The 15,589-nt window shown below is 40.6% G+C and carries 7 protein-coding genes; 2 read left to right on the forward strand and 5 right to left on the reverse strand.

Features of this window, described 5'->3' with window-relative positions:
• Nucleotides 1-12: 12 nt before the first annotated feature.
• Nucleotides 13-3,174: a SusC/RagA family TonB-linked outer membrane protein gene (locus tag DWW10_RS11170; RefSeq protein ID WP_022392553.1), complete on the reverse strand. Its 3,162-nt coding sequence runs from the start codon at nucleotides 3,172-3,174 to the stop codon at nucleotides 13-15.
• A gap of 279 nt (nucleotides 3,175-3,453) precedes the next feature.
• Between DWW10_RS11170 and DWW10_RS11175 the strand changes: the two genes are divergently transcribed.
• Entirely contained in the window at nucleotides 3,454-6,030 is a 2,577-nt protein-coding gene (locus tag DWW10_RS11175; RefSeq protein WP_022392552.1) for a glycosyl hydrolase 115 family protein, read from the forward strand.
• Between the two features lie 31 nt (nucleotides 6,031-6,061).
• Here DWW10_RS11175 and DWW10_RS11180 read toward each other — a convergent pair whose 3' ends face one another.
• The 4 genes from DWW10_RS11180 to DWW10_RS11195 form a co-directional block, all read right to left on the reverse strand.
• Nucleotides 6,062-10,183 carry a hybrid sensor histidine kinase/response regulator transcription factor gene (locus DWW10_RS11180; RefSeq protein ID WP_118421407.1) on the reverse strand — a complete coding sequence of 1,374 codons (4,122 nt, stop codon included), beginning with the start codon at nucleotides 10,181-10,183 and terminating at the stop codon, nucleotides 6,062-6,064.
• Nucleotides 10,184-10,396: 213 nt separating this feature from the next.
• The gene (locus tag DWW10_RS11185; protein WP_007215010.1) at nucleotides 10,397-10,954 is read right to left on the reverse strand and encodes an NADH peroxidase; all 558 of its coding nucleotides are present in this window, start codon (nucleotides 10,952-10,954) and stop codon (nucleotides 10,397-10,399) included.
• A gap of 52 nt (nucleotides 10,955-11,006) precedes the next feature.
• Nucleotides 11,007-11,417 (reverse strand): Fur family transcriptional regulator, encoded by a 411-nt coding sequence (locus DWW10_RS11190; protein ID WP_022392550.1) that lies wholly within the window; start codon nucleotides 11,415-11,417, stop codon nucleotides 11,007-11,009.
• A gap of 125 nt (nucleotides 11,418-11,542) precedes the next feature.
• Nucleotides 11,543-13,339: a sensor histidine kinase gene (locus tag DWW10_RS11195; RefSeq protein WP_022392549.1), complete on the reverse strand. Its 1,797-nt coding sequence runs from the start codon at nucleotides 13,337-13,339 to the stop codon at nucleotides 11,543-11,545.
• Between the two features lie 227 nt (nucleotides 13,340-13,566).
• On the opposite strand from DWW10_RS11195, the gene DWW10_RS11200 reads away from it, so the two are divergent.
• The gene (locus DWW10_RS11200) at nucleotides 13,567-15,492 is read left to right on the forward strand and encodes an NAD(+) synthase (RefSeq protein WP_022392548.1); all 1,926 of its coding nucleotides are present in this window, start codon (nucleotides 13,567-13,569) and stop codon (nucleotides 15,490-15,492) included.
• The last annotated feature ends 97 nt before the right edge of the window (nucleotides 15,493-15,589 follow it).

A 15,589-nucleotide genomic window follows, 5' to 3' on the forward strand; every position in this document is an offset into this window, starting at 1 on the left:
AATTTTAATGGATTAGAAGGTCAAATTTATACCGAAGATATAATTCTTCATCGTAATTGGATCACTGTATTCTTCTTGCTTGCGATCCCATGTTCGTCCAGCTTTGACGGAGCCTTCTGGATCATTGTTAGGATAGCTTGTAAAGGTAAACGGGTTTTGTATTTGCACATAAAAGCGTGCTCTTTCCAGTCCTAAATATTTAATGATACTTTTGGGAAGGCTGTATCCCAAAGTGATGTCTGAAACGCGAACAAAGTCTCCTTTGTTGTACCAGTAGGCTTGTCTGTTAGCTTGATCGGCATCTCCTTTGGTTGGTTTTCTAAACTGGGTTTGAGTATTTTCTGGTGTCCAGTAATTAGCATAGCGAGTATTCATACGGCCGTCATGTCCTACGCCCGGATCACAGTAAATGGTATGCCCGAACATGCCATACATGAAGATGTAAAGATCGAAATCTTTGTATCGGAATGTATTTCCCATACCTGCTGTCCATTTAGGCATCTTTTGTCCTCGAATAGTGCGATCCTTAGAGTCTATTTTATAATTACCATCTAAATCTACGAAACGCAGGTCGCCCGGTTTATAAGAATGTCCATTAGCATTGAATTTTGCCATTTCTTCCATATCTTCTTTGGAGTATCCCCACACATATTTGGTATTTACATAGTCATAATAGGTATCTACCGGATGACCGACAAACCACATGTTAGCAATATCTTCCTGTAATCCGCTGGCCAGTTTTACAATTTTCTCTTTATTCGTAGCAAACTGTAGTGAGGTGGTCCAATTGAAATTCTTATTTTGGAAATTTACTGTTTCCAGTGTAAACTCGAAACCTGTGTTTTCTGTTTCGCCTACATTTTCCGTGATACTTCCAAAGCCTGATACTTCAGGAAGAGCACGTGGCATCAGTAAGTCATAAGTGTTCTGTTTGTACCACTCAACACTACCGGAGATGCGTCCATTGAACAGGCCGAAATCCAAGCCGATATTGTACTGTCCGGTAGTTTCCCAAGTCAATGTTTTGTTTGAAAGTGAACTTGGTGCATAACCTATGACTCCCGTATTTCCCCAAGTGTAACGGCTACTGGTGATTTTACCAATCGTTTCGTATGGGCTGACGGCAGAGTTACCAGTCTTACCATAACCGAAACGCAATTTCAGATTACTGATACTACTAAGATTATCCTTAATGAATGCTTCGTCAGAAATGCGCCATGCTAATGCTACGGATGGGAAAGCGACCCATTTGTGGCCTTCTGCCAAACGTGAAGAGCCATCATAGCGTAGAGAAGCTGTCAGCATGTAACGGTTATCTTTAAAACCATAGATGGCACGTCCCATCCATGACATCATGGTCCATTGAGTAAAACCACTGGTGACACCTTGTGTTGTGGCACTTCCCAGATTATAGTAGAGTTGAGATTCAAGAGGAATACCTACACCGCTGGCAGTGAGAGGTTCTTGTGTGAATTTTTGTGTGGACTGTACTGCTGTCAAATTTAAACTGTGCTGACCAAATGTTTTTGAGTATGCAAGGATATGTTCCAATGTCCAACCCCTGTCAAAAGTTGCTTTTTGTTCAGCTTTGGCATTACCAAACCCTTGTGAAGTTGATGCTTTGGCATAAAACATCTGTTCTTGTCCACTATAATAGTCGGTACCAAAGTTTACTCGGTAAGACAAACCATTATCTAATTTTATCATGGCATAGATAGTGGCGTCGATGCGATTTCTTTTGGTACGACCTTCTGTTCCGCTAAAATCATAAAAGGGATTCCATAACATACCTTCGCCCGTGGGGTGGGGGACAAGACCCAATGCAGGGTCCCCATCTTGGGTTACATCTCCTCCTACACCATAATCACCGCTACCACCAGGAGAATAGTACGGAGTGCCTAATGGATTCCAGTTACCACCCACTCCGGTACCATTAAAGTATTCCCAGTATGCAAAATTGCTGGTGGCTCCCATACTGATATATTTACCTAAATTTTGATCCAAATTCATGCGTAGGGTATAACGTTTCCGATAGGAGCGGGGAGTGATACCATTATTGTCCATGAAAGAACCGGAAATAAAGACTTTGGTATCCTTACTTCCACCTCGTATGCTGATATTATGATTCTGTGAAATAGCTTCATCACGCATACCAGCACCCTGCCAATCAAAGGTGCGTAACATAGAAGGATTATATGAACCACCTTCCCAAGCACGCTTGACAGATTCCAAAACGTAGCCCGAAATATCACGAGAACCTACATATTCTAACTTTTGGTCATATTCCCAACTGGGGGTCATAGAAGGATAGGTACAACTAGGGTCTATACTGTAACCGCCCTCACCATCATAAATGTAATTACGGTCAGCTTCACGTAAATATTCCAGGTATTCTGCTCCATTTCGCACACGACGATATTCATCTACTTTACTGATGGTTAGATAGCCATTGTATTCTACATTGACTTTGCCTGTTTCACCCTTTTTAGTCGTTACTAATATGACACCATTTGCACCACGGGCACCGTAGATAGCGGTTGCCGAAGCATCCTTCAAAACTTCAATGGATGCGACGTCTGAGGGATTTAAGATATCTGAGCCCCCATTGACGGGTACACCATCGATGACGAATAGCGGTTCGTTGCTGGCCGAGATAGAGCGGTTACCACGGACACGAATCATTGGAGTATCGTTAAGACCTCCTCCTGCTACCATGACACCGGCTGCTTTACCACGCAAAGCTTCCTGAATATTAGTAGGTGCTGTTGCCATCAAATTTTCAGCTTTTACTTGGGTAATGGCACCGGTCAGGTCACGTTTCTTTGCGGTACCGTAACCTACTACTACTACTTCGTCTAAAGTCTCAGTATCTTCTTTTAAGGTAATGTTCAAGGTCTTTTGTCCGGCAATGTCCAGGGTTTGTGACTGATAACCGATGAAAGATACCCGAAGTTGCCCCTTGGAGGAAACGTTCAGTGAGAAGTTACCATCAATGTCCGTAATGGTACCATTGCTGGTGCCCACTTCTGTTACATTTGCGCCAATAACGGCTTCACCGAAAGTATCTTTCACTGTACCTTTAACGGTATTACTTTGTGCAATAGCCCATATTGGTATGAAGCTAAGCAGGAGTAATAGTGTCGATAACTTAAAATAATAAGTAGTGCTTTTCATTATTACTATTAATTAATGGGTTAATAAAAAATGTTTTTTGTTTTCTGGGAACAAAGGTATGTAATGTGTCAAAAGCAGGTGTCATATTACTATTGCAGAAAGATTAAGTGATGTTGCGTTTATCATTGAAGGTGTAACATAAAACTTATTTGATGTAACACACGGTTGTGTTTGCGAAGTCGTAATATCACTGAATGTATCTGTAACGCTCTTCTTTGTCGGGTGTAGGATAGGCTTTTATCTTTGTCTCATAGACTAACAAATTAAATTTGCTATATTATGAGAGTATCATTAAAAACTAAGATTATTGGCTTGTTGCTTGGATTGGCTTTAGCGCCTATATTAAAGGCGGCGGACAAGTTTGTTACTTTTAATCAGGAAGAGGGAACACTGGCATTGACCACTACCCAACAACCGAATTTCAGTATTTTATGCGCTGATGAAGAGCATAAGGGGGTATTAATGGCTGTGCGTAATTTGCAAGAGGACTTCTTTCGAGTGACGAATACTCGTCCTTATTTGAAGATAGGTGCAAAAAAGCAAGTTGATGAAGGAGCGCAAAAATTACGTATCCTTATAGGTTCTTTTGATAAATCGCCGTTGATAAAACAATTAGTGAAGGCGAAAAAATTGGATGTTCGTGAGTTGAAAGGTAGAAATGAAAAGTTTATTATTACCACTGTAACAAATCCGATAGAAGGGGTGGAAGGCGAAGTATTACTGATTGCAGGCAGTGACAAAAGAGGTACAATTTATGGTATTTATGAGTTATCGTGCCAGATTGGTATATCTCCATGGTATTGGTGGGCAGATGTTCCGGTTGAGTCGCATAAGGAGATTTATATAAAGAAAGGTGTATATACCGATGGAGAGCCGGTTGTACAATATCGTGGTATTTTTATTAATGATGAGTGGCCTTGTATGGGTGGATGGACTACGGAACGTTATGGAGGATTTAATAGTAAAATGTATAAGCATGTATATGAATTACTTCTCCGTCTAAAAGCAAATTTTTTGTGGCCTGCCATGTGGAGTGCTGCTTTTTATGCAGATGATCCCATGAACAGTCCATTAGCTGATGAGATGGGGATCATAATCGGTACTTCTCATCATGAGCCTATGGCACGTAATCACCAGGAATATGCTCGCAATCGTAAAGTGTATGGAGCCTGGAACTATCAAACGAATAAAAAAGGCATTGATCGTTTCTTTCGTGAAGGCATAGAACGTATGAAAGGCAAAGAAGAAGTGGTAACTATTGCTATGCGTGGTGACGGTGATGCACCTATGGGGCCTGATACGGATACAAAGTTACTGGAAAACATAGTAAAAGAGCAACGTCGTATTATAACAGAAGTCACGGGTAAACCAGCTTCTAAGACCCCACAATTGTGGGCTCTCTACAGTGAGGTTCTGGAATATTACGATCGGGGAATGCAAATACCTGATGATGTGATGATTCTTTTATGTGATGATAACTGGGGCGATGTCCGTCGTCTGCCTGAACCGGGTGCCAAGCGTCATCCTGGTGGCTATGGAATGTACTATCATGTAGATTTACATGGTGCTCCGCGTGCTTATCAGTGGCTGAATATGACACAGATTCAGCATATGTGGGAACAATTATACCTTACTTATACATACGGTGTGGATAAGATGTGGATATTGAATGTGGGTGATTTGAAACCGAATGAATTCCCTACAGACTTCTTTCTGAAAATGGCATGGAATCCTAATGCATTCGATGCAGGTAATCTGATGGATTATACAAGAGAATTTTGCCGTCAGCAATTTGGCGACGAACATGCTGATGAAGCTGCACGGATTTTAAATCTTCACTGTAAATATTGTGCTCGTGTAACGGCAGAGATGTTAGACCACGAAACTTACAATTTACAAAGTGGTGAGTTTAAAGCAGTAACAGATGAATTTCTTGCATTGGAAGCACATGCTGTTCGTCAGTTTACTCTGTTGCCGAAAAATATGCACGATGTTTATAAAGAGCTGATATTGTTTCCCGTACAGGCTATGGCGAATCTTTATGAAATGTACTACGCTGTAGCTATGAATCGGCAGTTAGCTATGGAAAATGACTTGCGTGCCAATGCTTGGGCAGACCGTGCAGAATATTGCTTTCGCAGAGATGCGGAATTATGTGACGATTATAATCATAATATTGCGGGTGGCAAATGGAAGCATATGATGAATCAAACGCATATTGGTTACACTGCTTGGGATGAACCGAAGGGAGGAAACATAATGCCGAAAGTAATCCGTGTGGATGCTTTCCCGGACAAGGCTATAAAAATGGGAGGATATGAGTATGAAGAGAATAATGGAGTTGTTGTAATGGAGGCAGAACGCTTTGCTAGGTCTGTACAGAAACCGGGGACACAATGGACTGTTATACCGGATATGGGGCGCACACTTTCCGGACTTTCTCTAATGCCATATACCGAATCAGTCTCTGGCGCATCACTAATATACCAAATGCGGTTGAAATCAGACTTGTCCGGTGTATGTGTACGTTTAATATTAGATAGTACCTTGCCTTTTATTAAAGGTGGGCATAGCTATGCTATTCGTTTAGATGATGGGGTGGAACAGATTGTAAACTACAATTCAGACTTAACCTGGGCTAATTGCTATTCGAAAATGTATCCTGCAGGAGCAGCACGGATCATAGAATCCAAAGTTACTTTTCCTGATGTAACTTTAAAAGCCGGAGTGCATATTCTGACCATTCGTCCTCTCAGCCCAGCCATAGTATTACATAAGATAATAGTAGATTGTGGAGGCGATATGTCCGGTAGGCTTAATCTGATGGAAAGCCCACGGACAAGAACCATAAAATAGACTTATGATGTAAAAGTTGGCATCTTTTATATCATAAGATGCCATCTTTGGTTTTATCCTGCCCTATATGCTGTTCCATATATTCTGATGGGGATACACCAAACATTTCACGGAATGCCGTGGCGAAGTAAGTGGGATGCGTGAATCCTGTTAGTGTAGCAATTTCTGTTATGCTATGTCGCTTTTCGGCTAATAGAGTGGCGGCTTGCTTCAAGCGTAAGTTGCGGATGAGTTGTTGTGTCGTTTGATTTGTGAGTTCTTTGAGTTTACGATGCAGGTGCACACGGCTGATGCCTACTTCTGTACTGATCATCTCTACTGTTAATGCCGGGTTACTTAAATTTTCATTGATAACGCGCATGACGCGCTCCATAAGTCGGTCATTAGGTGATTTTATTTCAGGAGTTGAAATTTGTTCCTCTTGATTCTGGCGACCACTGAAAGCATTACGTAATTGTTCACGGTTACGAATAAGATTTAGAACGGTTTTTCTTAACAATTCAATGCTGAAAGGTTTCATTAGATAGGCATCGGCCCCGGTATCCAGTCCTTCTAAGTTGTCTTCTTCGCGGGTGCGGGCGGTGAGAAGGATAATGGGTAGATAGTTGATGTTAATATTCTGCCGTATTTTACGACAGAGTGTCAGCCCATCCATTTCCGGCATCATCACATCACTGATTATAAGATCAGGTGTATGTGAGAGTATTAACGCTAATGCTTCTTTTCCATTACTGCATTCAGCCATGTAAAAGTCGTTGCCCAACTCACGACAGATATAATGACGAATTTCTTCATCGTCTTCTACAACGAGCACATGGCGACGGCTGCGAACACGTTTTTTTTCATCTTCTTCACTTTCATAGGGTAGAGGAGAAACTGCTAGTATTGGTTCTATTGTGGAAGTTTCTATTATACCATTGGTGGAGGTTGATTCTTCCATTTCTTCTTTTTTCAGATGTTCGTTTCCTAATGGCAATCGTATGATAAATCGGGAGCCTGCATGTCCTTCTCCATTATCTTCTACGCGAATGCTTCCATAATGCAATTCCACTAAAGAACGTGTCAGATGGAGTCCAATACCAGTTCCGACATTTGAGTTGTTCTGGCTATTGCGTATTTGATAGAATCGCTCAAATATATGTTCTCGTTCCGCGGGAGCAATACCAATACCACTATCTGCAACTGTAAGTTCAACATATCGGTGCAGAGGTGCTTTATCTGGAAGACTGGTGTCCTCTCCTGTGTTGAGACTGACCTTTACTTTTCCGTTTTCAGGTGTGAATTTGCAAGCGTTCGACAATAGATTTAAGATGACTTTATCAAAATTCTTAGGATCTATCCACATTTCTATTTCAGGAGTGGAAGTCTGGAACTCCAGTTCAAGTTTCTTTATCCTTGTCTGTTGTTCAAAGGTCTCTAATATATCGCGGGTGAAGCTTACTATTTCAGCCTTTTTAAATATGAGGGACATCTGTCCTTTATCTATCTTACGGATATCCATTAATTGATTTACCAATTGCAGGATGCGTTCGGCATTCCGTTGTATAGTAGCGTAGAGTTTTCTGCATTCTATATCTTTATCTTTTGCCATCAACTGTTGTAAAGGGCTGATGATAAGTGACATTGGGGTTCGAATTTCATGAGAAATATTAATGAAGAATTGCAGCTTGGCTTCATTAATCTGTTCTGCATGGATGTGTTGCAACATCTTTTGATGCATGTGGTAGCGATGGCGTACCTGCATCACAATAAATCCAAATACTGACAATATTAATAGAGTATATATTAATTTTGCCCAACCTGATACCCACCATGCCGGATCTATCTGGATGATAATTTCTTTCTCTTCTGAGTAAGCTGTATAGTCTTTAGCTTTCATCCTGAAATGGTAAGTCCCAGGTGCCAGATCACTGAAAGAGACTCTGTTGACACCTGGCGCTAATGCTACCCAGTTTGCTCCGTTCATAGAATAAAGGTAAGTAATGCGCTCTGGATTATAGAATTCCATAGCTGTAAATTCAATGCTGAACGAGTTGTCTTTATGACATAGATGAAATTTGTTAGCTTTCTGCACTGCTGTTTCTATGACTTCATGCTTGCCGGATTGTGTTCCCTTCTTTACAGCTTTGTTGTGGATGTAGAAATCAGCAATTTTTATTTCTGGTTGTTTTACTTCTGCAGTGATTTCTGCCGGACGGAAATAAGTGATGCCATTGATTCCTCCAAAAATAAGATAATCCTCTTTGCCCTTACAGGCAGCATTTTGACTGAATTCGTTTCCTTGTAGTCCATTTCCTGCATAGTAGTTGGCAAAATTGCCCGTTTCCAGATTTATGTTTGTGATGCCATAGTTGGTACTAATCCATAATCCATGTTGTCTGTCACTCTGTATGGCACAAATGGTATTATTGGGTAAGCCGTCGTGTGTGGTATAGGTCTTTGAGTTTCCATTTTTACCATCTATATGGATCAGGCCTTTGGTAGTACCTGCCCAGATATCTCCTTTTTCATCTTCAAAAAGGGTCAAAACTATGCTCCCTCCGAATATTCTGTTTTTCTTGTAAGTTGAAGTGAAGCTCATTGTAGATATGTCCAGACATCCCAAACCGTCGTATGTACCGATATATAATTTACCATTGCTGGTGCATAGCAGTGAGGATACCCAACGATTGTGAAGTGCATTATAGTTTTCCTGATATTCTTTTCCACTTTCAAAAGTATCACATCTGTTTATTTTTCCGGTCTTTAAATCCATATAGAAGACACCTCCGCCCATAACGGCTATCCATAACCGTTCTCCATTTTTGTCTGATACCAAATGCGATATGTTTTTTATTTCATTTTGATTATGGTCCTGCAGTTTATAATAGTGACATATACCTGTTTTCGGATTCATTTCTGCCAGCCCTTCTAAGGGTGAAGCTAACCATAATCTACCATCTGCAGTTTGATGGATGTAATTGATGGTTGATGGTACAGACTGGGAGTTTTCCTTGTGCTCAAAGTGTAGGGAAAATTTGCTTTCTTCTTTTATGCCGTATATGCCGTCATTGGCAGTTCCAAGCCATAAGGTGCCTTCACTATCTTTACATACAGCCTTTATACAGTTTGAACCTATCTTGTTTGTTGTCAGTGATTTATATCCCATATACTTGAATTGATTTGTTGTAGCCGGAAGCAGCATCACTCCTTTGGCATTGATGCCCAACCATAAGTTTCCTGCTTTATCTTTGGTAATGGCACGTACGTCAGCTTTACTGAAATCGAAAGTACTGAAACTAAATTCACTTTCTTTTATTTTCTGTGTGTGTGTATCGTATACTTTAATTCCATAACCTATGGTACCGATATAAACTTTCCCTTGTTCGGTAGCACATATTGTATTGATAGGCAGATTGGTAGGAGTAGAACAAATGATGGGGGTAAATATGTCTTCTTGCTGGTTGTAGATAAACATCCCTTTGTTTATATTACTAGCATAAATATTTCCTTTTTCGTCTTGACAAATGGAAGTGACTATATTCCAAGCATTTTCTTTTCCAATGAAGTAGTGGTATATCTGGTTTAATGTGTCGATGCGGTATAAACCTTTGCCTTCTGTAGATACCCACAGGTTACCTGTCTGATCTTCAAATAGGTATGTGATGAAAAAACTGGGAACTGGTAATTGTGCTTCTTTAATGACAGCTTCCGTTCCTTCTAATTTTAATGAATAAACACCATGTCCGGAAGTTCCTATTAATAGGTCTCCATTTTTGCGCTCTAATATCGTACTGATATGTGCGCTCATGTTTTCTCCTGTTTGATAGAAGATTGGTATTTCTTTAAAGAGATCTGTTGCAGGATTATAGAGTTGTAGTCCACGTTGAGTGCCTACTAAAAAGTGCCCTTTGCTATCTTCAAAGAGAGTCCGTACATTATTATCTACTAAGGAACTGTCATTTCCTTCTTTGTGCTTATATATGCTGAACTTAGCACCGTCATAACGGTTTAGACCGTCATCGGTAGCTATCCATATGACTCCGTCTTTAGCTTGATATATCTGATTGATATTGCTGTTCGATAGTTCGCGGTCTACTGTGAATAATTTCTCTGATTGACTGTATCCGTATGTTGCGAAGAAAAGAAATAAGATGGATAATAGCGTTTTCATGATAATGTTGGGGTTAGCAATTGTGATACAAAAGTAATTGAAAACAGATATTCTCGCAAACATATATATGGGAAAAAGCCCCTTATAAAGCATGGATGTAACGTCTGGCAAATGATGTGTTACATTTCATGCGATAATTTGAGGGATAGTGTGTAATATAAAAAAAGAGGTTACCAAAAATGGCAACCTCTTTCCATAAAAATATAAAAAGGATTATTTCTTGAAGTAACGGTTGTAGAGTCCTTCGAAACCTTTACCGTGGCGAGCTTCATCTTTAGCCATTTCATGAACAGTGTCATGGATAGCATCCAGATTCAAAGCTTTTGCGCGAGTAGCAATACGCTTCTTGTCTTCGCAAGCACCAGATTCGGCATTCATTCTCTTTTCGAGGTTAGTTTTGGTATCCCATACACAGTCGCCCAACAGTTCAGCAAATTTAGAAGCGTGTTCTGCTTCTTCCCAAGCATAACGTTTGAAAGCTTCAGCCACTTCGGGGTAACCTTCGCGGTCAGCCTGACGGCTCATAGCCAAGTACATACCAACTTCTGTACATTCGCCCATGAAGTGATTGTTCAAGTCTTTGATCATTTCGTCATCACAACCTTTAGCTACACCGATTACATGTTCGTCAGCAAAAGAAAGAGGGCCATCTTCTGTAGTTTCTACAACTTCTACGAACTTGCTTGCAGGAGCTTTACACAACGGGCATTTCTCAGGAGCGGCATCACCTTCATATACGTAACCGCATACAGTACATCTAAATTTTTTCATTTTCTTTTTGATTTAATTGAATTAGTTATTCGTTTGTTCTTATAATAGAACGTTAGTCTTCTTTACATTGTTTACAGATTCCTTTGTAATAATAGTGGATTTCCTGCACTTCGTGTCCATCCATATCTGTATCTACCACTTGTCTTACAGTATCGTTGCACATTAAATCATAAACTTTCCCGCAGCGTTTGCACAGGAAATGTGCGTGTGGAGTAGTATCGGCATCATAACATGTGTTACGCTCATCAATGGTCAGCGTCTGTGCAGCTCCTTGTTCGCTCAAAATTTTCAGTGTGTTGTAAACTGTTGTTTTTGAAAGCGTCGGTATAGTAGGAGACAGTGCTGTATAAATCTCGTCTACCGTCGGATGCGTGCGGTGCTCCATAAGATATTTCATGATGGCAATACGCTGCACCGAAGGTTTGATATTATGCCCTTGCAATCGTTCTACTACTATTTCCATATTTCCTTAATTCAAACTTGTAATAATTACATTTTTATTTCGCTTGCAAAGATAAAGACTTCTTTGAATTTTCCAAAAGATTTCTAATCTTTTTTGTTGTCTTGTTGTTAATAGTAGTTCTATTTTTAATTAACGGGTTGGTAAGGGAGCTCTATCCAGAACTCGGAACCTTTATTCACTTCAGAATGTATTCCGACAGTGGCATTCATCTTTTCTGCTATCATCTGGCAGATAGACAAGCCGAGTCCTGTGCCTTGCTTGAAGTTGTCCAGCTTTACAAAACGCTGAAAAATGGTTTGTTGTTTATCGGAGGAAATACCACAACCTGTATCCCGTACATAGAAACGGATTTTTTCGTTTTTGGGAGGATAATAACCAATGGTAATGCTTCCGTGATTGGTGTATTTGATAGCATTGGAGAAGTAATTTCCAAGTACTTGCATCAGACGGTTCTTTTCAGTATGGATATAGCATTTCTTCATACCGAATTCTGTTACACATTTCACGTTTGCCGGCATCCTGAAATGGAAGGCATCCTCAAGTTTACGGATACAGCTGTTTACGTCTACATCGGTGTAGCAGAAGTCCAGTAAACCGGCTTCTATTCTTGACAAATCAAGGATGTCGTTTATGAGTTGTAATAACAGGTAATTGTTATCTTCTATAATTCTGATGTATTCATGATTTTCCGGTGTGTCTGTTGTCTCAGCAAGAATACTGGAAAAACCAACAATTGCATTGAGCGGAGTACGTATCTCATGGCTCATGTTGGCAAGAAAAGCAGACTTTAACCGGTCGGATTCTTCGGCACGTTCCTTAGCTTGAATGAGTTCCTTTTTATGTCTTTGGGAATGGATATAGTAGAAAATATACAGAGCGATGAGTAGGGCTATGAATAAGCCTGTCATCCAGATATGAGTTTTATATTGTTGATAGAAAGTAGGAGGCTGAAAGAAATAAACCGCATCTTTCGGATATAAGTTTTCGGGAATTTTACACCACTTCAGATCGGCGAAATTGAGATAAGTTTGTGGAATTCCACCATTTTGATAAGAAATGGAAGAGGCGGCTTCGCCTGATAAAATACGACCGATTAAAGACATTACTGTGTTCGTGAAATCATGGATGGAGATATAATGCCCGCCTACATATAAGTTTTCTTGAAGGTTTAAATCGGCTAATGTGAATACCGGAACTTCCAGGAAACTGGGAAGTATTTTTTTAAGGTGGTCCGATAGATAATAATTCTTATTACTTCCATATTGTCGGAGCCAGGCATAATAGATGACCCCGGTCGTTTTTTTGTAGCTGGTAAGTGTGTCCAGTAATTCTTCAGTGCTTATTTGTTCAGAGGATAAAAGCTCCAGTTGCAGATTGGGAAAATCTTTTTGCATCACCTCTTTTATTGCCTGACGAGTAACAACGCTGATATAGCGATCATCGGAAATGAAAGCGATTCGTTTGACTTCCGGTTGAAGTTGCCGGATGAGTTCAAGGGTTTGCTTGATGTAATATGGCTGTTCCAGTACAGTGATATTGTAGTTTTTATTGAATTCCTCAATGGGAATACTGTTTTCTTCTGTGAGAGGAATCTTACTTAATAATGTTTGCAGGTCGGCTGGAATCCTTTTGCGGGAATAACAAAGAATAACAGGAATGTCTTTCCAGGGACCATCGAAAATAGGTGCGCTGACCAACCATCCCGGGTCGCCAACAATTATGACCGCTTTTGGTGGAGTAGGATATGTCTGTAATATATTAGCTTGAGCTTGTCTGACCTCTTCTTCACTTTTTAATACCGGGACCGTGAGAAAATAATTGCGTAGTTCTATGTTTTTATTATAGGGAAAACGTTTTTGGATTTCATTCAGAAAACCATGTATCCAAGCTTCTTCGGCATTGACGGAGCTAAGAAATAACACGTATTCTTTTTCTTTAGCAGAAACAGAAAGACATCCGACTAATAATATTAGTGAAAGTAGCCATTTATGGAGTGTACTATGGAGCCTCATGAGTTTTGTATAACGTGCTTTAAAATGTGGCTAAAAGTACAAATAATCCGGGATATACGAAGTGAAAGAAATGATTATTTTGTGTTTGTGGATAAATAACTGTATTTTTGCCGTCAAATTTTATAAATGACATCCTTATGAATTACGGATATGTAAAGGTAGCGGCGGCTGTGCCCCGTGTAAAGGTGGCGGACTGTAAGTTCAATGCCGGAGAAATAGAAAAGGAGATAATCATAGCTGAAGGAAAAGGTGTGCAAATCATAGCCTTTCCGGAACTGTGTGTCACAGGATATACATGCGGCGATTTGTTTGCGCAGCAACTGTTGCTTGAAGAAGCAGAAATGGGGCTGATACATATTATAAGTAATACACGACAACTGGACATAATAGCTATACTGGGTATGCCGATAGCGATGAATGGTGTATTGCTGAATGCAGCCGTCGTAATTCAGAAAGGAAAAGTGCTGGGTGTGGTACCTAAGACTTATCTTCCTAATTACAAGGAATTTTACGAGAAACGCTGGTTTACATCTGCTGTTGATGTTAGTGAGACCAGTGTACGCCTTTGCGGGCAGCTGGTTCCCATGGGAGCCAATTTACTGTTTGAGATGGCAGATACGACATTCGGCATTGAAATCTGTGAAGATCTGTGGGCACCTATTCCGCCCAGTTCCTCACTTGCATTGCAAGGTGCGGAGATCCTGTTTAATCTTTCTGCTGATAATGAAGGAATTGGAAAGCATAATTATTTGCGCTCTCTGATTAGTCAGCAATCGGCGCGTTGTATTGCCGGTTATGTATTCTGTTCGTGTGGCTTCGGAGAATCTACTACTGACGTAGTGTTTGCCGGAAACGGTTTGATTTATGAGAATGGCAGTTTAATAGAACATAGTAAACGCTTCTCTTTTGAGGAGCAAGTTGTCATTGGTGAGATTGATGTGGAACATTTGCGTATAGAAAGGCGTGTAAACACAACATTTGTTGCCTGTCGGGCACATTGTGCACCGGAAGAAGCAGTACGTGTTTCTACGGAATATGTGAATAGTAAAGAACTGAACCTGACACGACGTTTTGATCCGCATCCGTTTGTACCGCAAGGAACTGCATTGAATGAGCGTTGTGAAGAAATATTTTCGATACAGGTTTCCGGTCTGGCACAACGTCTGGTGCATACGCGCGCTAAAAGTGCGGTGGTTGGTATTTCCGGTGGATTGGATTCTACCTTGGCACTGCTGGTATGTGTAAAGACCTTTGATAAATTGGGATGGTCCCGCAAAGACATTATCGGTGTGACAATGCCGGGTTTTGGCACCACTGACCGTACGCATACGAATGCGGTGGATTTAATGAACTCTTTGGGGATTACCGTGCGTGAGGTTAGCATCAAAGAAGCTTGTATTCAGCATTTCAAAGATATAGATCACGACATCAATGTACACGATGTGGTCTATGAAAATGCACAGGCTCGCGAGCGCACACAGATATTAATGGATATTGCCAACCAGACTTGGGGAATGGTGATAGGTACGGGTGATCTTTCAGAATTAGCGCTGGGATGGGCAACTTATAATGGCGACCATATGTCCATGTATGGTGTGAATGGAAGTGTTCCTAAGACATTGGTCAAACATTTGGTGAAGTGGGTGGCTGAGAATGATATGGATGCAGCTTCTCGTGCAACACTGCTGGATATTGTCGATACTCCGATAAGTCCGGAACTTATTCCGGCAGATGAAAACGGGAATATCAAACAAATTACGGAAGACTTGGTTGGCCCGTATGAATTGCATGATTTCTTCTTGTACTATTTCCTGCGTTGTGGCTTCCGTCCTTCCAAGATATTTTTCCTTGCAGCGCGTACGTTTAAGGATATGTATGATGAAGAGACCATTAAGAAGTGGTTGCAAGTATTCTTCCGCCGTTTCTTCAATCAGCAATTCAAACGCTCTTGTTTGCCGGACGGACCTAAGGTAGGTAGTATTTCTATCAGTCCACGTGGTGACTGGCGTATGCCGAGTGATGCTTCATCAGAAATGTGGTTGAGGGAAGTGGAGAGCTTGTAGCGATGATATAATTTGTTGATTATCAATAAATAGCATTTACATGTAATTTACCCCATAATGTAAAAGCATTTACCGTAGGATGTAACGACCTTTACCG

This window comes from Bacteroides intestinalis, from assembly GCF_003464595.1.
Lineage (GTDB): Bacteria > Bacteroidota > Bacteroidia > Bacteroidales > Bacteroidaceae > Bacteroides > Bacteroides intestinalis_A.

Excerpts from the sequence above, each read along its gene's own strand:
- DWW10_RS11190 (WP_022392550.1), bottom strand. The coding sequence starts at position 11,417 with ATGGAAATAGTAGTAGAACGATTGCAAGGGCATAATATCAAACCTTCG.
- DWW10_RS11200 (WP_022392548.1), top strand. The coding sequence starts at position 13,567 with ATGAATTACGGATATGTAAAGGTAGCGGCGGCTGTGCCCCGTGTAAAG.
- DWW10_RS11180 (WP_118421407.1), bottom strand. The coding sequence starts at position 10,183 with ATGAAAACGCTATTATCCATCTTATTTCTTTTCTTCGCAACATACGGA.
- DWW10_RS11170 (WP_022392553.1), bottom strand. The coding sequence starts at position 3,174 with ATGAAAAGCACTACTTATTATTTTAAGTTATCGACACTATTACTCCTG.
- DWW10_RS11175 (WP_022392552.1), top strand. The coding sequence starts at position 3,454 with ATGAGAGTATCATTAAAAACTAAGATTATTGGCTTGTTGCTTGGATTG.
- DWW10_RS11185 (WP_007215010.1), bottom strand. The coding sequence starts at position 10,954 with ATGAAAAAATTTAGATGTACTGTATGCGGTTACGTATATGAAGGTGAT.